Genomic DNA, 20,610 nt, shown 5'->3' on the forward strand with positions numbered 1-20,610 from the left:
CCGCGGGTCGATCCCGGCCCGCTCGAACGTCTCCCACGCCATCTCCAGGAGCAGCCGCTGCTGCGGGTCCATGGCGAGCGCCTCACGCGGCGAGACGGAGAACACGCCCGGGTCGAAGTCGGCGAAGCCGTCGAGGAATCCGCCGGTGAGCGTGGAGGTGCGGCCCGCCTTGCCGGGCTCGGGGTCGTACAGGGACTCCAGGTCCCAGTCCCGGTCCTCCGGGAAGGGCCCCATGGCGTCGGTGCCGTCGGCGAGGAGCTGCCAGAACCGCTCGGGGGTGTCGGCGTTCCGGGGGAAGCGGCAGGCCATGCCGACGATCACGACGGGGTCCTCGGCACCCTCCGCGCGCGATGTGTCCACGGTCGTGCCGACGTAGGTCCGGCGCTGCCGGGGGGCGAGTCGCTCGCCCAGGTGCTCGGCGAGCGCGGCCGGGGTCGGGTAGTCGTAGACGAGGGTGGCGGGCAGCCGCATGCCGGTCGCCTCACCGAGGGTGTTGCGCAGTTCGACGGCGGTGAGGGAGTCGAAGCCCAGTTCGCGGAAGGCGCGGGCGGGTTCGACGTCGTCGGGGCTCGGGTGGTTGAGGACGTAGGCGATGTGGGCGCGGACCAGGTGCAGCAGGGCGTGCCTGCGGTCCGCGTCGGACAGGGCGGCGAGCTGGGCGGGGAGCCCGTCGCCGGTGTCCGCCGGGCCCGTGTCGCCGGTGCCGGGTGCGGGCCGGTTCGCGCGCAGGCGCTCAAGGTCGGGCAGGGCGGCGTACAGGCGCCGGGGGCGGCCCTTGTCGAGTTCGGCGCCGAAGACCTCCCAGTCGATGTCGGTGACGACGAGCGCCGTGTCGTCGTGGTCGAGGGCGTCCTGGAGGGCGGTGACGGCGACGGCGGGGTCCATCAGCCGCACGCCGTGCCGCTGGAGGCGTTCGCCGACGGTGCCGGAGGCCATGCCGCCGTCGGCCCAGCCGCTCCAGGCGACCGCGCTGGCGGGCAGGCCGCGGGCGCGGCGGTCCTCGGCGAGGGCGTCGAGGAAGGCGTTGCCGGGGGCGTAGTTGCCGTGCCCGGGGCTGCCGAAGACGCCCGAGGAGGAGGAGAACAGCACGAACGCGGACAGGTCGAGCCCGGCGGTGGCGGCGTCCAGGTTGAGGGCGCCACCGGCCTTGACGCGCAGGACCTCGGCGAGCCGGTCGGGGGTGAGGGAGCCGATGATTCCGTCGTCGAGGACGGCCGCGGTGTGGAAGACGGCGGTCAGGGGACGGTCGGCGGGGATGCCGGCCAGGAGCGCGTCGAGGGCGTCCCGGTCGGCGATGTCGCAGGCGGCCAGTTCGGCGCGGGCACCGAGGGCGGCGAGTTCCTCCAGCAGTTCGGCGGCGCCCTCCGCGTCGGGTCCGGAGCGGCTGACGAGCAGCAGGTGTGCGGCGCCGGACCGGGCGAGCCAGCGGGCGACATGCCGGCCGAGGGCGCCGGTGCCGCCGGTGACCAGGACGGTGCCGCCCGGCTGCCAGCGGCGGCGGCCGGGGAGCCCGCCGGTGGCGGCGCGTTCCAGGCGGCGGCCGAGGACGCCGGTGGGGCGGACGGCGACCTGGTCCTCGTGGTCGGTGCCGGCGAGGACCGCGATCAGCCGGTCGGCGGCCCGGTCGTCGGGGTCGGCGGGCAGGTCGGCCAGGCCGCCGAAGCAGTCGGCCTGTTCCAGCGCGACGACCCGGCCGAAGCCCCACACGAGGGCCTGCGCGGGGTGGTCCGGGCCCGTTCCGGGCGCGGTGGCGACGGCGCCCCGGGTCAGGAACCACACCGGCAGGCGGGCGTTGAGGTCGTCCATGGCCTGGACGAGGGCGACGGTGGCGGCGAACCCGCCCGGCAGCAGCGGGTGTTCGGGGTGCGGGCTGTCGTCGAGGGCGAGCAGGGACAGCACGGCGCGTGCCCCGTCGGCCGCGTCGGACAGGGCGGCGGCGAGGGTGGTGCGGTCGGCGGAGGTGTCGACGACGACCGGGACGCAGTCCGCTCCGGCCCGGGCGAGGGCGGCACGCACGGCGGTGGCCTCGGGACCGTCCTCGTGGCCGCGGGGCACCAGCAGCGGCCAGCGTCCGGTCAGTGCGGGGGCGGGCCGGTCGGTCAGCGAGTGCCAGGTGATGCGGTAGCGCCAGCGGTCGGCGGCGGCCCGGTCGGTGCTGCGGCGGCGGTAGCCGGCCAGGGCGGGCGCGAGATGGGAGACGGTGTCCTCGTCCAGGCCGAGGGCGGTGGCCAGGGTGTCGAGGTCGCCGGACTCGACGGCCTGCCAGAACGGGGCGTCCACGGTGTCGGCGGCGGGGTCCGTCGTGGCCTGCGCTCCGGTGAACCCGGGCCAGTAGCGGCGGCGTTGGAAGGCGTAGACGGGCAGGTCGACGCGGTGGGCGGGCTCGTCGTGGACGGCGGTCCAGTCGACGCTGCCGCCGCGTACGGCGAGGGCGGCGGCGGAGGCGAGGAAGCGTTCGGGGCCGCCCTCGGAGCGGCGCAGGGTGCCGAGGACGGCGCCGTCGGTGATGCCGAGGTCTTCCAGGACGTCGCCGACCGCGGTGGTGACCACGGAGTGCGGTCCGGCCTCGACGAAGACGCGGTGCCCGGCCTCGGCGAGACCCCGCACGGTGGTCTCGAAGCGGACCGGGCGGCGGATGTTGTCGTACCAGTAGGCGGCGTCGAGGGTGGTGGTGTCCTCGACGCGGGCACCGGTGACGGTGGAGTGGAAGGGGATCTCGGCGGGGCGCGGGCGGACCGGGGCGAATCCGGCGAGCAGCGCGTCGCGGACCTCGTCGACCTGCGCGCAGTGGGAGGCGTAGTCCACCGGGACGCGGCGCGCGCGGATCCCGGCGTCGGTGAGGGAGGCCAGGAGTTCGGCGAGGGGTTCGGCGTCCCCGGAGACGGTGACCGAGCGGGGACCGGTGACCGAGCCCACGCAGATCCGGCCCTCGTAGGGGGTCAGGCGCCGCTCGACCTCGGCGAGCGGCAGGGGGACGGCCACCATGCCGCCGCGGCCGGTGATGGCGGTCAGTTCGCGGGAGCGGGTGACGACGACGCGGGCGGCGTCCTCCAGGGTGAGGACGCCGGCGATGTGGGCGGCTGCGATCTCACCCTGGCTCTGCCCGGCCACGGCGGCGGGGCGGATCCCGCACGCCATCCACAGCCGGGCCAGCGCGACGCAGACGACGAACAGGGTGGGCTGGACCACGTCGAGGCGCTCCAGCGGCGGCGCTCCGGGCGCGCCGCGCAGCACGTCGAGGACGGAGTAGTCGGTGAACGTCTCGACCGCGGCGGCGGCCTCGTCGAAGAAGCGGCGGAACCGCTCGTCGGCCGCGTGGAGTTCGGTGGCCATGCCCTCCCACTGGGGGCCCTGTCCCGGGAAGAGGAAGACGGGGTCGCCGTCGGTGTCGGCGACGCCGCGCACCACGGCCGCGTCGGGGGTGTTCTCGGCGAGGGAGGTCAGGCCGCGCAGGAGTGTGTCCCGGTCGCGGGCGACGACCACGGCCCGGTGTTCGAGGGCGGGACGGGTGGCGGCCAGGGACCAGGCCAGGTCGGCGGGGCGGAGCGTGCCGTCGGGGGCGGCCCGCAGGTGGGCGGCGAGGCGGGCGGCCTGCGCGCGCAGGGCGGCGGCGGTGCGCCCGGAGACGGGGAAGGCGCGCACGCGGGGGCTGTCGTCGGCCGGCGTGGCCGGCTCGTCGGCGTCCGGCTCGGGGGCCTGTTCGAGGATGACGTGGGCGTTGGTGCCGCTGACGCCGAACGAGGAGACCGCGGCCCGGCGCGGCCGGTCGCCGGTGCGGGGCCAGTCGCGGGCCTCGGTGAGCAGTTCGACGCGTCCCGCGCTCCAGTCGACGTGCGTGGAGGGCCGGTCGACGTGCAGGGTGCGCGGCAGCCGGCCGGCGCGCAGCGCCATCACGGTCTTGATGACACCGGCGACACCCGCGGCGGCCTGGGTGTGGCCGATGTTGGACTTCACCGAGCCGAGCAGCAGCGGCCGTTCGGCCGGCCGGTCCTGGCCGTAGGTGGCCAGCAGGGCCTGCGCCTCGATGGGGTCGCCGAGGGTGGTGCCGGTTCCGTGCGCCTCGACGGCGTCGACGTCGGCCGGGGCGAGTCCGGCGGAGCGCAGGGCCTGCCAGATGACGCGTTCCTGGGAGGGGCCGTTGGGGGCGGTCAGCCCGTTGGAGGCGCCGTCCTGGTTGACGGCGGAACCGCGCAGCACGGCGAGGACGGGATGACCGTTGCGGCGGGCGTCGGCGAGCCGCTCCACGACGAGGACGCCGGCGCCCTCGCCCCAGGCCGTGCCGTCGGCGGAGTCGGCGAAGGCCCGGCAGCGCCCGTCAGGGGACAGCCCGCGCTGGCGGCTGAACTCCAGGAAGATCGTGGGCGTCGACATGACGGTGACGCCGCCGGCGAGGGCCAGGTCGCACTCCCCCGCGCGCAGCGCCTGCGCGGCCAGGTGCAGGGTGACCAGTGAGGAGGAGCAGGCGGTGTCGACGGAGACGGCCGGGCCCTCCAGGCCCAGGGTGTACGAGATGCGTCCGGAGAGCACGCTGGGCGAGTTGCCGACGCCGTCGTCGCCGGCGTTGTCGGAGAGGGCGAGCAGGGTCGGGTAGTCCTGGAGGTTGGTGCCGGAGAACACGCCGGTGCGGCTGCCGCGCAGGGTCAGCGGGTCGATGCCGGCGCGTTCCAGGGCCTCCCAGCAGATCTCCAGGAGCAGCCGCTGCTGGGGATCGGTGCCGACGGCCTCGCGCGGGGAGATGCCGAAGAACGAGGCGTCGAAGTCGGCGACCCGGTCGATGAAGCCGCCGGTGCGGGTGTAGCTGCGGCCGGGCGTGCCCGGTTCCGGGTCGTAGAGCGCGTCGACGTCCCAGCCGCGGTCGCGCGGCCAGTCGGTCATCGCGTCGGTGCCGTCCTCCAGCAGGCGCCACAGGTCGTCGGGGCCGGACACGCCGCCGGGGAAGCGGCAGCCCATCGCGACGATCGCCATGGGTTCGTTCTCGCGGGCCTCGGCCGCCGCCAGCCGCTGTCGCGTCTGGTGGAGATCGGCCGTGACCTTCTTCAGGTAGCCGAGGAGCTTGTCCTCATCGCTCATGCGTATCTCACCCGTTCCCGAGGTCCCGTGGCCGTCCCCGTCAGGAGATGCCGAGGTCGTTCTCGATGAAGTCGAAGAGTTCGTCCGCCGCGGCGGACTCCAGGCGGTCGACGATGTCGTCGCCGGCGGCCGTTCCCGCCGGTGCGCCTCCGGTCGCCCCGCCGCCGAGCCGGGCGGCCAGCGCCGTCAGGCGTGCGCCGATGCGGTCGAGCCGGGCGTCGTCGGCCGGCAGCCCCGACAGGGCCGCCTCCAGCCGGTCGAGGTCGGCGAGGACGGCGTGCGCGCCGTCCGTGTCCTCGGTGAGCCGGCCGCGCAGGTATCCGGCGAGCGCGGTGGCGTTGGGCTGGTCGAACAGGAGCGTGGCCGGAAGGGCGAGACCGGTGGCCACGCCGATGCGGTTGCGCAGTTCGAGCGCCGTCAGCGAGTCGAAGCCCAGCGCGTTGAACGCTTGCCCGGCGCCGACGCGGTCGGTGGAGGCGTGGCCGAGGACGGCGGCGGCCTCGGTGCGCACCAGGGTGACCAGGGTGCGTTCGCGTTCGGCGGGGCTCTGTCCGGCCAGCCGGGCGCGCAGGGCGTGTCCGGCGTCCGCGTCCGCGCTCCGGGGGCGCCGGGCGAGCAGTTCGCGCACCTCGGGCAGTCCGGCGAGGAGCGGGCTGGGCCGGGAGGTGGTGAAGCCGGGCGCGAAACGGGCCCAGTCGATGTCGGCGACGGCGAGCACGGCGTCGGCGCGTGCCGTGGTCCGGCCCAGCGCCTCCACGGCCCGGTCGGGGTCGAGGGGGTTGATGCCGCCACGGCGCATGCGGGCCTCCGTCTCGGCGTCCCGGGTGGCCATGCCGCCGCCGGCCCAGGGGCCCCAGGCCAGGGAGGTGGCCGGCAGGCCGGCGGCGCGGCGCTGTTCGGCGAGGGCGTCGAGGAAGGCGTTGGCGGCGGCGTAGTTGGCCTGGCCGATGGTGCCGAGGGTCCCGGAGACCGACGAGTACAGGACGAACGCCGTCAGGTCGCGGTCCCGGGTGAGGTCGTCGAGGTTGCGGGCGGCGGCGAGCTTGGGCCGCAGCACGCGTTCCAGGGCGTCGACGTCCATGCTGTCGAGCAGGCGGTCGTCGAGGACGCCCGCGGTGTGCACGACCGCGTCCACGGGGTGCTCGGCCAGCAGGGCGGCCAGCGCCTCGCGGTCGGCGACGTCGCAGGCGGTCAGGACGAGGTCGGTGCCGGTGCCGGCCAGGGCCTCCTTGAGGCGGGCGGCGCCGGGCGCGCCGGGGCCCGAGCGGCTGACAGCGACGATCCGGGCGGTGCCCCGGGAGGCGAGCCAGGCGGCGGTGCGCAGTCCGAGGGCGCCGGTCGCGCCGGTCAGCAGGACGGTGCCGGTCCAGTCGGGCGCGGATCCGGCGGGCGGGCCGGCGGGTACGCGTTCGAGGCGGCGCAGGAAGGTGCCCGCGGGGCGGACGGCGGTCTGGTCCTCGCCGCCCTCGCCGGCCAGCACCGCGCACAGGCGGCGGGCGACGTCGGGGGCCACGGCGGTGGCGGTGCCGGCGGGCAGGTCGACCAGGCCGCCCCACAGCTGCGGGCGTTCCAGCGCGGCGGTGCGGCCCAGACCCCACACGGCCGCCTGCTCGGGCTCGGCGGGTGCCTCGCCGCCGAGGACTTTGGCCGCACCCGCGGTGACGGCCCACAGGCGGGGGCTGTCCGGGCCCGCCACCCGGTCGGCGAGGGCCTGCACGAGGGCGGTGGTCGCGGCGAGACCGGCCGGGACGGAGCGGTGGCCGGGCAGCGGCCGGGTGTCGGCGGCCAGCAGCGACAGCACGCCGGCGGGCGCCGGGCCGTCCTCGCGGGCGGCGTCGAGCGCGGCGGTCAGGCCGGCCCGGCCGACGGCGGCGCAGTCGACGGGCAGGACGCGGACGCCGGCCCCGTGCGCGGTGAGCGCCTCGGCGATCGACGTCGCCCACGGGTCGTCGGCCAGCGTGTCGGGGACGGCGAGCAGCCAGGTGCCGGTGAGCGTGGCGGTGGCGCCGTCGGCGGCGGGCCGCCACGTCACGCGGTGCTCCCACCGCTGCTCCTCGCTCTGCCTGCGGTCCGCGCCGCGCCAGGCGGCGAGGGCGGGCAGGACGGCGCTGAGCGGGGCGTCGGCGGCGACGTCGAGCCGCTCGGCCAGGGCGCCGGGGTCGGCGGCCTCGACCAGCTCCCAGAACGCGCTGTCCGCCGTGGGCGCGGCGGCCCGCGCGGACGGCTCCAGCCAGTAGCGCTCGCGCTGGAAGGCGTACGTCGGCAGCGCGACGGTCCGGGCGCCGGCGTCCGCGACAACGGTCGGCAGGTCGCCGCGGCCGCACGTGTGCAGGGTGGCGGCGGCCAGCAGCGCGGCACGCTGCTCGGGCAGGTCGCGGTGGAGCAGGGACACGGCGGTGACGGCGGCCGGGTCCTGCACGCCGTCCCGCACGAGGGGGGTGAGGGTGGCGTCGGGCCCGAGTTCGAGACAGACGGTGACGCCCTCCGCCTCCAGGGTGCGCACCCCGTCCCCGAAGCGCACGGCCTCCCGGACGTGCCGTACCCAGTACTCGGGTGTGCGCAGGTCGTCTCCGGTGCCCAGGGCGCCGGACAGGTTGGACACCACCGGAACGGCCGGCGGCGCGTACCGCACACCCGCGGCCACCTGCCGGAAGTCCTCCAGCATGGCGTCCATGAGCGGCGAGTGGAAGGCGTGGCTGACCCTCAGACGCCGGGTGCGGCGGCCGCGCGCGGCGAACTCGGCGGCGATCGCCTCCACGTCGTCGGCGGCGCCGGACACCACGACGGAGACGGGCCCGTTGACGGCGGCGATCGCGACCCGGCCGGTCCGGTCGGCCAGGTGCGGCAGCACCTCCTCCTCGGTGGCCTCGAGCGCGGTCATCGCGCCGCCCTCGGGCAGGGCCTGCATGAGCCGGCCGCGGGCGGCGACCAGGGCGCAGGCGTCGGCGAGATCGAGCACCCCGGCGGCGTGCGCGGCGGTCAGCTCGCCGACGGAGTGCCCGGCCAGCACGTCGGCCCGGACGCCCCAGGACGTCGTCAGGGCGTGGGCGGCCGTGCCGAAGGCGAACAGGGCGGCCTGCGTCCAGGCGGTGCGGTCCAGCAGCGCCGCCTCGGCGCTGCCCTCGGCGGCGAAGGCCACCTCGCGCAGCGGCGGCCCGTCGAGGTGCCGGTCGAGTTCGGCGCAGACGGCGTCGAAGGTCTCGGCGAAGACGGGGTGGGCGGCGTACAGGTCGCGTCCCATGCCCGGGTGCTGGGCGCCCTGGCCGCTGAACAGGACGGCGAGCCGGCCGCCGTCGACGCTGCCGGTGACGACGTGGTCGGCGCGCTCGCCGGTGGCGACGGCGGCGAGCCCGGCCAGCAGTTCGTCGCGGTCCTCGGCGACGACGACGGCCCGGTGGCCGTGCGCGTGGCGGGCGGTGGCGAGGGTGTGCGCGAGGTCGCGCGGGTCGTGGTCGGCGGTGAGGAGGTGGGTGCGCAGGCGGGCTGCCTGCGCGCGCAGCGCCTCGGGGGTGTGTCCGGAGACGGGGTGCACGCGCGGCACGACGGCCGCTTCCTCCCGCTCGGGAGCGGGTGCGGCGGCGGGGGGTTCCTCCAGGACGACGTGGGCGTTGCTGCCGCTGATGCCGAAGGAGGAGACGCCGGCCCGGCGCGGACGGTCGGCGCGGGCGGGCCAGGGGCGGGCTTCGGTGAGCAGTTCGATGGTGCCGCTGGACCAGTCGATGTGCGGGGAGGGCTCGTCGACGTGCAGGGTGCGGGGCAGTTCGCCGTGGTGCATCGCCATCACCATCTTGATGACGCCGGCGGCGCCCGCGGCGGCCTGGGTGTGGCCGAAGTTGGACTTGGCGGAGCCCAGCAGCAGGGGTTGTCCCTCGGGCCGTTCCCGGCCGTAGGTGGCGAACAGGGCCTGCGCCTCGATGGGGTCGCCGAGGGTGGTGCCGGTGCCGTGCGCCTCCACCGCGTCCACGTCGGCGGCGGACAGCCCGGCCGAGGCGAGGGCCTGGCGGATGACGTGCTGCTGGGAGGGGCCGCTGGGGGCGGTCAGGCCGTTGGAGGCGCCGTCCTGGTTGGTGGCCGAGCCGCGCACGACGGCGAGCACCGGGTGCCCGTTGCGCCGGGCGTCCGACAGCCGCTCCAGCAGCAGCATGCCGACGCCCTCGGAGAAGCTGGTGCCGTCCGCGGCGGCGGCGAACGCCTTGCAGCGGCCGTCGGCGGCCAGTCCGTTCTGCGCGGTGAACTCGGTGTAGGTGCCGGGGGTGGCCATCACGGTCACGCCGCCGGCCAGGGCCATCGAGCACTCCCCCTGCCTGAGCGCGTGGGCCGCGAGGTGCAGGGCGACGAGGGCGGAGGAGCAGGCGGTGTCGACCGTCATCGTCGGCCCCTCGAGGCCGAAGGTGTAGGCGACGCGGCCGGAGATGACGCTGCCGGACACGCCGAGGCCGATGTAGCCCTCCATGCCCTCGGGGATGTCGGCGAGGCCCGACGCGTAGCCGGAGCCCATCGCGCCGACGTACACGCCGGTACGGCTGCCGCGCTGGGCCAGCGGGTCCAGACCGGCGCGCTCGAACACCTCCCAGGAGGTCTCCAGGAGCAGGCGCTGCTGCGGGTCCATGGCGAGGGCCTCGCGCGGCGAGATGCCGAACAGGGCCGCGTCGAAGTGGGTGGCGCCGTGCAGGAACCCGGCCTCCAGGCCGGGCAGCCGGTCCAGGTCCCAGCCGCGGTCGGTGGGGAAGGCCCCGATGGCGTCACCGCCCTCGGACACGAACCGCCACAGCGCCTCCGGGGAGGTGACGCCGCCGGGGTACTGGCAGGCCATGGAGACGATGACGACCGGGTCGTCGTCGCCCGCGGCGCCGGTGGCGGTCTCGGCCGTCTCGGTTCCGCCGGCGAGTTCCCGCCGCAGGTGGCGGGCGAGGGCGCTGGGCCGGGGGTGGTCGAAGACCAGCGTGGCGGGCAGCCTGAGTCCGGTCTCGGCGTTCAGCCGGTTGCGCAGGTCGACCGAGGTGAGGGAGTCGAACCCGAGGTCCTTGAAGGACTGTTCGCCGTCGACGGCACCGGCCGAACCGTGGCCGAGGGCGACGGCGGCGTGGCGCCGCACCACGTCCAGCAACAGGCGTTCCTGCTCGTGCTCGGTGAGTCCGGCCAGGCGCCGGCCCAGGTCGGAGGAGCCGGTGCCGGCGGCTCGGGCGGTACGGCGCGCCGGTGCCGGGACCAGGCCGTGCAGCAGGGCGGGCAGCCGGCCGGCGGCAGCCGCGGCCCGCAGCGCGGCGGGGTCGGTGCGCAGCGGGGCGAGCACCGCCTCGTCCGCCCCGGGCGCCTCGTCCAGCAGCCTCAGGGCGTGCGCGGGCGCGAGGGCGGGCAGCCCGGAGGCGGCGATGCGGCGTACGTCGTCGGCGTCGAGTCCGCCGGTCATGCCGCTGTCGTGCTCCCACAGGGTCCAGGCGAGCGACACGGCGGGCAGTCCGTGGGCGCGACGGTGCTGGGCGAGGGCGTCCAGGACGGTGTTGGCGGCCGCGTAGTTGGCCTGTCCGGCGCCGCCGAGGAGACCCGCCGCGGAGGAGAACAGCACGAACGCGGTCAGGTCGGCGTCGCGGGTCGCCTCGTGCAGGGCGAGCGCCGAGTCGGCCTTGGCGCGCAGCACGGTGGCGAGGCGGGCGGGGGTGAGGGAGCCGAGGACGCCGTCGTCGAGGGCGCCGGCGGTGTGCACGACGGCCCGCAGCGGGTGCTCGGCGGGGACCGTGGCCAGGGCGGCGGCCAGGGCCTCGGGGTCGGCCGCGTCGCACGCCTGGATGTGGACGGTGGCGCCGTGGGCCGCGAGGTCGGCGGCGAGGCCGGCGGCACCGGGGGCGTCGGGGCCGCCGCGGGAGAGCAGCAGCAGGGAGCGCACGCCGTGCTCGGCGACCAGGTGGCGGGCGACGAGCGCGCCGAGGGCGCCGGTGCCGCCGGTGATCAGGACGGTGCCGTCGGGGTCCCAGGCGGCGGTGGCGTCCGCGCCCGCCGAGACGGCGCGTGTCAGTGACGGGGTGAGCAACCTGCCCTCACGCAGGGCGAGTTGCGGGGCACCCGTGGCGACGGCCGCGGCGAGCGCGGCGCGGGAGGCGTCCGTGCCGTCGAGGTCGGCGAGGACGAGGCGGCCGGGGTTCTCGGTCTGGGCTGAGCGCACCAGACCCCACAGCGCGGCGGCGGACAGGTCGGGTACGTCCTCGTCGCCGACAGCGACGGCGCCCCGGGTGACGACGACCAGGGTGGCGTCCTGGGCGCGGTCGTCGGCGAGCAGCGTCTGCAGGGCGTCCAGAGCGCGGGCGGCGATCCCGGCGGGGGTCTCACCGGGCCCGCCGGAGAAGGGCAGGACGGCGACGGTGCAGCCGTCCGCTCCGAGCGCGGGCCAGTCGGGCGCCAGGCTTGCCGGGTCGTCGGTGGCCAGCCGCCAGCCGTCGCCGACCGGTGGTTCCGGCAGCTCGGTGGCCGTCCAGCGCACCGCGTACAGGGCACCGTCCGCCGGGCGGGCGGTGGCCGTGGCGCCCGCGGACAGCGGACGGCTGACGAGGGAGTCGACGGTGGCCACCGGCTGTCCGGTGCCGTCCGCGACACGCAGGTGCACCGAACCACCCGCGCACTGGTCGAGCCGGACGCGCAGCGCGGTGGCGCCCACGGCGTGCAGGGTGACGCCGCTGAAGGCGAACGGCAGCCCCACTCCCCCGCCTTCGCCGTCCGCCTCGCCGTCCGCCTCGCCGGTGCCGCTGCCGGTGAGCTGGGCGTGCAGGGCGGCGTCGAGGAGGGCCGGGTGCAGCCCGTAGCGGGCGGCGTCGCGGTGCTCGTCCTCGGGCAGGCGGACCTCGGCGTACCAGACGTCGCCGTCGCGCCAGGCGGCGTGCAGGCCCTGGAAGACGGGGCCGTACTGGTAGCCCTGGGCGGCGAGGGCGGCGTAGAAGCCATCCAGCGGGACGGGGCGGGCGTCGGCGGGCGGCCATACGGTCAGGTCGGCGCCGGCCGGGGGGACCGTGGCCGGGGCGAGGACCGCGGTGGCGTGCCGGGTCCAGGGGGTGTCGTCGTCGGTGTCCGGGCGGGCGTGGACGGTGACCGGGCGGCGGCCCTCGGCGTCGGGGGCGCCGAGCACGATCTGGAGCTGTACTGCGGCGGTGTCGGGCAGGACCAGCGGCGCCTCCAGGGTGAGTTCCTCCAGCAGGCCGCAGCCGACCTCGTCGCCGGCCCGCAGGACGAGTTCGACGAAGGCGGTGCCGGGCAGCAGGACGGTCCCGGAGACGGTGTGGTCGGCGAGCCAGGGCTGGGCCCGGGTGGACAGGCGGCCGGTGAGCAGCACCCGGTCCTCGTCGGCGACGCGGACCACGGCACCGAGCAGCGGGTGTCCGGCGCCCGCGACACCGGCGCCGGTGACGTCACCGGTACCGGAGGTGGGCCGCAGCCAGTAGCGCTCGCGGGTGAAGGCGTAGGTCGGCAGTTCGATCCGGCGGGTGTCCGGGCCCGGGCTGCCCAGGAGGCGCTCGTGGTCGACGGGCACGCCGTGGGCGTGGGCGCCCGCGACGGCGGCGAGCAGGGCCGCCGCCTCGGGGCGGTCCTTGCGCTGCGCGGGCAGGCAGACCCGCTCGGTGGTGTCGTCGGGCAGACAGGTGCGGGCGAGCGCGGTGAGTGTGGCGTCGGGGCCGATTTCGAGGAATCGGGTGACACCCCGGTCGACGAGGTGGGCGACGCCGTCGGCGAAGCGGACGGTGTGGCGGAGGTGCCGTACCCAGTAGTCGGCCGAGGCCAGTTCGTCGGCGGTGGCGGGGCGGCCGGTGACGTTGGAGACGACGGTGATTCGCGGCGGCCGGGCGGTGACCGTCTCGGCGACGCGCCGGAAGTCGTCCAGGGCGCCGTCCATGCGGGCGGAGTGGAAGGCATGGGACACGCGCAGCCGGCGGGTGGTCCGGCCGCGGGCGCCGAGTTCGGCGGCGACCGCCTCCACGGCCGCCGCCACACCGGAGATCACCGTGGCGCGGGGCCCGTTGACGGCGGCGACGGACACGGCGCCGCCGTGCGCGGCGAGCAGCGGGGTCACCTCGTCCTCGGCCGCGTCCACGGAGATCATGGCGCCGCCCTCGGGCAGGGCCTGCATGAGCCGGCCGCGGGCGGCGACCAGCCGGCAGGCGTCGGGGAGCGACCAGACGCCCGCGACGTGGGCGGCGGTCAGCTCGCCCAGGGAGTGGCCCAGGAGGTACTTGGGGGTGACGCCCCACGACTCCAGCAGCCGGAACAGGGCGACCTCGAAGGCGAACAGGGCCGGCTGGGCGAGCCCGGTGCCGCGCAGCGCCTCCTCGTCGCCGGCGTGGAGGACGGCCTCCTCGAGGGGCAGGCCGAGTTCGGGGTCGAGGTGGGCGCAGACCTCGTCGAAGGCACGGGCGAACGCGGGGAAGGCGGCGTACAGGTCCCGGCCCATGCCGGGGCGCTGGGCGCCCTGCCCGGAGAAGAGGAACGCGGTACCGCCGCGCAGGGTGCGGCCGGTGACGACGGCCGGGTGCTCCTCGCCGTCCGCCAGGGCGCGCAGCGCGTCACGGGCGGCGGCGGTGTCGGGGGCGAGGACGGCGGCCCGGTGCTCGAAGGCCTGCCGGGTGAAGGCGAGGGAGCGGGCCGTGTCGTGCGGGTCGTCGTCGGGGTGGTCGGTGGCGTGCGCCAGGAGCCGTGCGGCCTGGCCGCGCAGGGCCTCGGCGCTGCGCGCGGACAGGAACCAGGGGGCCAGGGGCAGTGGTTCGGCCGCACCGTCCGCCGCGGGAACCGTGTCGTCTGGCGCGGGTTCCGGCTCGGGCGCGGCCTCCAGGATCGTGTGGGCGTTGGTGCCGCTGATACCGAAGGAGGAGACGGCCGCCCGGCGCGGCCGGTCGCCGGTGGCGGGCCAGTCGGCGGGCTCGGTGAGCAGGCGGACGTGCCCGGAGTCCCAGTCGACGTGCGTGGACGGCGTGTCGACGTGCAGGGTGCGCGGCAGCCGGCCGTGCCGCAGCGCCATGACGGTTTTGATGACGCCGGCGACCCCGGCGGCGGCCTGGGTGTGGCCGAGGTTGGACTTCAGGGAGCCGAGCAGCAGCGGCCGTTCGGCGGGCCGGTCCTGGCCGTAGGTGGCGAGCAGCGCCTGGGCCTCGATGGGGTCGCCGAGGGTGGTGCCGGTGCCGTGCGCCTCGACGGCGTCGACGTCGGCGGCGGTCAGTCCCGCGTTGGCCAGGGCCTGTTCGATCACCCGCTGCTGGGCGGGGCCGTTGGGGGCGGTCAGGCCGTTGGAGGCGCCGTCGGAGTTGACGGCGGAGCCGCGGACCACGGCGAGCACGGGGTGCCCGTTGCGGCGGGCGTCGGAGAGGCGCTCCACCAGGAGCAGGCCGACGCCCTCGGACCAGCCGGTGCCGTCGGCGGCGTCGGCGAACGCCTTGCAGCGGCCGTCGGGGGCCAGGCCCCGCTGCCTGCTGAACTCGAACAGCAGGCCGGGGGTGGCCATGACGGCGACGCCGCCGGCCAGCGCGAGGTCGCACTCGCCGTTGCGCAGGGCCTGCACCGCCCAGTGCAGGGCGACCAGGGAGGAGGAGCAGGCGGTGTCGACGGTGACGGTGGGGCCTTCGAGGCCGAGGACGTAGGAGATGCGGCCGGAGGCGACGGAGGTGGCGTTGCCGGCCAGCATCAGGCCGTGGACGTCCTCGGGCACCTCGACGGGACCCTGTCCGTAGCCGGAGGTGGCCGCGCCCACGAACACGCCGGTGGAGCTGCCCCGCAGGGTCTGCGGGCGGATCCCGGCCCGCTCCAGCAGTTCCCAGGAGGCTTCGAGGAGCAGGCGCTGCTGGGGGTCGGTGGCCAGGGCCTCGCGGGGGCTCATGCCGAAGAAGGCCGCGTCGAAGGCGGCGGCGTCGGCGAGGAAGCCGCCCTCCCGGGTGGAGAAGGTGCCGGGGCGGTCGGGGTCGGGGTCGTAGCGGTCCTCGATGTCCCAGCCGCGGTCCCGGGGCAGCGCGCCGATGGCGTCGCCGCCCTCGTCCACCAGGCGCCACAGGTCCTCGGGGCTGCGGATGCCGCCGGGGAAGCGGCAGCTCATCGCGACGACGGCGATCGGCTCGCGGACCCGGTCCTCCGCCTCGCGCAGCCGGCGACGGGTCTGCCGGAGTTCGCCCGTGACCCGCTTGAGGTATTCCACGTACTTGTCGTCGTCAGCCACGTGTGTCACTTCCTTGAACCCGGCGGTGCCGGGGCGTCGGGTGCGTGCGGGAGAGCGGCGGGGTCCTCATGCGTCGCCCAGCTCGCGGTCGATCAGGTCGAAGAGGTCGCCGGGGGTCTCGACGCCGGCGAGTTCCTCGTCCGCCTCCGTCGGGACGGGAGCGGTGGCCGCGGGGACGGTGACCGCGGGGACGGGTTCGCCCTGCCAGCGGGAGAGCAGCTCCCGCAGCCGGGCGGTGACCCGCTCGCGGTCCTCTCCGTCGACGGACGCGTCGTGCAGTGCGCTCTCCAGGCGGTCCACCTCGCCGAGCAGGGCCTGCGCGGTGCCGGGCGGCTCGGGCAGGTCGAGTGCGCCGATCAGGTGGCGGGCCTGGGCGAGCGGTGTCGGGTAGTCGAAGACCAGCGTGGCGGGCAGCCGCAGGCCGGTGACCGCGCCGAGCCGGTTGCGCAGTTCGACCGCCGTGAGGGAGTCGAAGCCCAGCTCCTTGAAGGTCTGCTCGGGTTCCATCGCGTCGGCCGAGCCGTGTCCGAGGACGGCGGCGGCCTGTTCGGCCACCACGTCGAGGAGCAGCTGTTCGCGGTCGGCCGCGGACAGCGGGGCCAGCCGTTCGGCGAGGCTCGGTTCGGCCGTCGCGCCTCCCGTAGTGACGGCTCCCGCCGCCGGGGCGGCGTCGGCGCGACGGCGGACGGGGGTGCGCACCAGGCCGCGCAGCAGGACCGGCAGGACGTCGTGGTGCTCGCGCAGGGCGGCGGGGTCGAGGTCCATCGGCAACAGGGCGGCCCGGTCCGAGGCCGACGCGGCGTCCAGCAGGCGCATGCCGCGCTCGGGGCCCAGCGGCACCATGCCGGTGCGGGCGTGCCGCTCCCGGTCGGCGTCCGACAGTGCGCCGGTCATGCCCGCGTCCGGCAGCCAGGTGCCCCAGGCGAGGGACATCGCCGGCAGGCCGAGGGCGCGCCGGTGGTGCGCGAAGGCGTCCAGGAAAGCGTTGGCGGCGGAGTAGTTGGCCTGTCCGGCGCCGCCGAACGCGCCGGCGACGGAGGAGAAGACGACGAACCGGGCCAGGTCGAGGTCGCGCGTCAGCTCGTGCAGGGCCACGACCGCGTCGGCCTTGGGCCGCAGCGCCTCGGCGAGCCGCGCGGGCGTCAGCGAGGACAGCACGCCGTCGGCGAGCACACCGGCGGTGTGCACGACCGCGGTCAGCGGCCGGCCGGCCGGGATGCCCGACAGCAGCGAGGCGAGCGCGGTGCGGTCGGCGATGTCGCAGGCCGCGACGGTCACCTCGGCGCCCAGCGCGGTGAGTTCGGCACGCAGCTCCGCCGCGCCGGGGGTGTCGGGGCCGCGCCGGCCGGCGACGAGCAGGTGCTTCACGCCGTGTGCGGCGACCAGGTGGCGGGCGGTGGCCCGGCCCAGCCCGCCGAGGCCACCGGTGACCAGCACGGTGCCCTCGGGGTCCGGAGCGGCCGGGAGGGTCAGGACGACCTTGCCGACGTGCTTGGCCTGGCTGAGGTACCGGAACGCCTCGGGGGCGCGGCGTACGTCCCACACGGTCATCGGCAGCGGTTCGATCACCCCGCGGTCGAACAGCTCGACCAGTTCGCGCAGGATCTCGCCGATCCGGTCGGGTCCGGCCTCGACCAGGTCGAAGGCGCGGTAGGTGACGCCCGGGTGGTCGGCGGCGACCGCGGCCGGGTCGCGGACGTCGGTCTTGCCCATCTCCAGGAAGCGTCCGCCGCGCGGCAGCAGGCGCAGCGAGGCGTCCACGAACTCCCCCGCCAGGGAGTCGAGGACCACGTCGACGCCACGGCCTGCGGTGGCGGTGCGCAGCCGCTCCTCGAAGCCGAGGTCGCGGGAGGAGGCGAGCCGGCTGTCGTCGAGTCCGGCGGCGCGCAGCGCGTCCCACTTGGCCGGGGAGGCGGTGCCGTACACCTCGGCCCCGAAGTGGCGGGCGAGCCGGACGGCGGCGGAGCCGACCCCGCCGGCCGCGGCGTGTACGAGGACGCTCTCCCCGGGCTTCAGCGCGGCGAGGTCGGCCAGGCCGTAGTAGGCGGTGAGGTAGACGATCGGGACGGTGGCGGCCTCCGCGAAGCTCCAGCCCTTCGGGACGGGCGCCACCATGCGCTCGTCGGCGACGGCGACCGGCCCGAAGGCGCCGGAGAACATGCCCATCACACGGTCGCCGGGAGCCACTGAGGTGACATCGGATCCGGTCTCGGTGACCACGCCGGCACCCTCCAGGCCGATCGCGGTGGCCTCGCCCGGGTACATGCCCAGCACGGTGAGGACGTCACGGAAGTTGACGCCCGCGGCACGCATCGAGATCCGCACCTCGCGCGGTCCGAGCGGCGCGGTGACCTCCGGGCAGGGGGTGAGCCGCAGGCCCTCCAGGGTGCCCTTGCGCTCGACGCCGAGCCGCCACGCCTCGGTGCCCGGCGGCGGGACCAGCGCCCGGTCGGCGGCCAGCGGCACCACCCGCGGCGCGGTCACCGTCCCCTCGCGCAGGGCGAGTTCGAAGGCGGTGTCGCCGAGCGCGCCGGGCAGCGCGGCGGCGGAGGCGGCGGTGCCGTCGCTGTCGACGAGGACGAGCCGTCCCGGGTTCTCCGTGCGGGCGGAGCGCACCAGGCCCCAGACGGCGGCCTGGGCCGGGTCGGCGGGCCGCGGCCCGGCGGGCACGGCGTCGCGGGTGACGACGGCGAGGCGGGCGGCGGCGAACGCCGGGTCGTCCAGCCACCGCTGGAGGAACGCCAGCACCTCGGTCGTGATCTCCCGGGCGCGGGCGGCGAGTTCACCGTCGGGACGTCCGGTGGCGGCCGGCACGGCGTACAGGACGGTGTCCGGTACCTGGGCGAGCGCGTCCGGGCCCGGTACGGCGGTCGCGGCGTGACCGGCCTCGCGCAGGGCCGCGGCCAGCTCCTCGGCCTCCGTGGCGCCGATCACCGCCCAGTCGGCCGGCGCCGGCGCGGCGGAGACGGTCACCGGCTGCCAGTCCAGTTCGTACAGGCCCTGCCGGTCGGGGCTGCCGACGGTGGCCCCGTCGAGGTCGCCGGCGAGTTCGCGCAGGGTCAGTGAACCGACGGAGGCGACCGGGTGGCCGGCCGGGTCGGCGAGTTCCAGGGCGACGGCCTCCGGGCCCCGCCGCACCATGCGCACCCGCAGGGCGGAGGCACCGACGGCGTCCAGGCGGACGTCGTTCCAGGAGAACGGGAGCCGTCCGGCGTCCTCCATGGGCACGAACATCACGGCGTGCAGGGCGGCGTCGAGCAGCGCCGGGTGCAGGTCGAAGGCGTCGGCTGCGGGATCGGCGGCGGCGGGCAGGGACACCTCGGCGAAGACCTCCTCGCCGCGCGTCCACACCCGGGTCAGTCCCTGGAAGAGCGGACCGTACAGGTGGCCGCGGTCGGCGAACGCCTCGTAGAAGCCGTCCAGGGGGACTTCTTCGCCGTTCTGGGGCGGCCAGGCGGTGAAGTCGTAGGCCGGGACGGCCGGTTCGGCCGCGGGGGTCAGCAGGCCGCTGACGTGCAGCGTCCACGCGTCGTCGGGGCCGGCGTCGTCGGGGCGGCCGTGCACGGTCAGCGGGCGGGCGCCGGTGGCGTCGGGTGCCTCGACGCGGACCTGCACCTGGACTCCGCCGTGGGCGGGCAGGGTGAGCGGGGTCAGGATGGTCAGCTCGGCGACCTGCTCGCAGCCGGCCTGTGCCCCGGCGTGCAGGGCGAGGTCGAGGAACCCGGTCGCCGGGAACAGGGCGGTGCTGGTGAGGGCGTGTTCCTTCAGCCAGGGGCTGGAGTGCAGGGACAGGCGCCCGGTGAGGAGGTGGGTGTCGCCGTCCGCGAGGGCCACGGCCGCACCCAGCAGCGGGTGGCTGCTGGTGCCGAGCCCGGCGGCGGTGACGTCGCCCAGCAGGGCGGGGGGCCTGGGCCAGAACCGGCGGCGCTGGAAGGGGTAGGTCGGGAGCTGGACGACGCGGGCGCCGGTGCCGTCGAAGAGCCGGGGCCAGTCGACGTCCACGCCCTTGACGAAGGCGCGGGCGAGGGCGTCGAGGAGGGCGTCGGGCTCGTCGCGGTCCTTGCGCAGCGACGGGACGAACAGGAGGTTCCCGGTGTCCCCGGCGACGCAGTGCTGGGCGAGGGCGGTCAGGGTGCCGTCGGGGCCGATCTCGACGAACCGGTCGGCTCCGTGCCCGGCGAGCCAGGCGACGCCGTCGGCGAAGCGGACCGCCTCGCGGACGTGCCGGACCCAGTACTCGGGGTCCTCCAGTTCGCCGGGGGCGGCGGCCCGTCCGGTGACGTCGGAGACGACGGCCATCCGCGGCGGGGCGTAGGAGAGGCCGGCGGCGACCTCGCGGAAGGCGTCCAGCATGGGGTCCATCAGCGGCGAGTGGAAGGCGTGGCTGACGCGGAGCCGCGTGGTGCGGCGGCCGGTGGCGGCGAGTCCGGCGGCCACCTCGGCCACCGTCGCCTCCGTGCCCGAGAGGACCACGGAACGGGGGCCGTTGACCGCGGCGATGCTCACGTCGGCACGGTCGGCGAGCAGCGGCAGCACCTCGTCCTCGGCCGCCTCGACGGCGAACATCGCGCCGCCCGGCGGGAGTTCCTGCATCAGGCGGCCCCGCGCGGCCACCAGCGCGCAGGCGTCCGGCAGCGACATCACCCCGGCCACGTGGGCTGCGGCGATCTCGCCGACGGAGTGCCCGGCGACGAAGTCGGGACGTACTCCCCAGGATTCGAGGAGACGGTAGAGCGCCACCTCGAAGGCGAAGAGGGCGGGCTGCGTCCATCCGGTCCGGTTCAGGCGGTCGCCGTCGTCGCCGAAGACGACCTCGCGCAGGTCGTCGCCGAGGTGGGCGCACGCGGCGTCGAAGGCGTCGGCGAACGCCGGATACGCGTCGTACAGTTCGCGGCCCATGCCGGGGCGCTGGGAGCCCTGCCCGGAGAAGAGGAAGGCGGTCTTGCCCTCGCCGCGGTGGGTGCCCGTGGCGGTGTGCGGTCCCGTCTCCCCGTCGGCGAGCAGCCGCAGCCCGTCGGTGAGGGCGGCGCGGTCGGCGCCGAGCACGACGGCCCGGTGCTCGAAGACGGTACGGGTCGCGGTCAGGGACAGGCCGAGGTCGGCGGGGGTGAGACCGGGGTTGCGCCCGGCGTGGGCGAGGAGTTGGGCGGCCTGGGCGCGCAGGGCGTCGCGGCTGCGGGCGGTGAGGACCCAGGGCAGGGCGCCGGGGGTGACGGCCGGGCTTTCGGACTTCTCGACCTCGGGTTGTTCGGGGGCGGCTTCGAAGATGACGTGGGCGTTGGTGCCGCTGATCCCGAAGGACGACACACCGGCACGCCGCGGACGGTCCCCGGACCCGGGCCACTGCCGCGCCTCGGTCA

Annotated in this window: 3 protein-coding genes; all 3 read right to left on the reverse strand. The window is 76.6% G+C overall.

What is annotated here, in order from left to right; all coding sequences use genetic code 11:
• Positions 1–5,070 (reverse strand): type I polyketide synthase (locus ACIBBD_RS38360; protein ID WP_399424598.1); only part of this gene is annotated, 5,070 nt, incomplete at its 3' end.
• A 40-nt stretch (positions 5,071–5,110) separates the two neighbouring features.
• Positions 5,111–15,250: a type I polyketide synthase gene (locus tag ACIBBD_RS38365; RefSeq protein ID WP_399424600.1), complete on the reverse strand. Its 10,140-nt coding sequence runs from the start codon at positions 15,248–15,250 to the stop codon at positions 5,111–5,113.
• Between the two features lie 66 nt (positions 15,251–15,316).
• A partial coding sequence (locus ACIBBD_RS38370) for an SDR family NAD(P)-dependent oxidoreductase (RefSeq protein ID WP_399424602.1) occupies positions 15,317–20,610 on the reverse strand: 5,294 nt, incomplete at its 5' end.

The organism is Streptomyces sp. NPDC051315 (assembly GCF_044455165.1).
Lineage (GTDB): Bacteria > Actinomycetota > Actinomycetes > Streptomycetales > Streptomycetaceae > Streptomyces.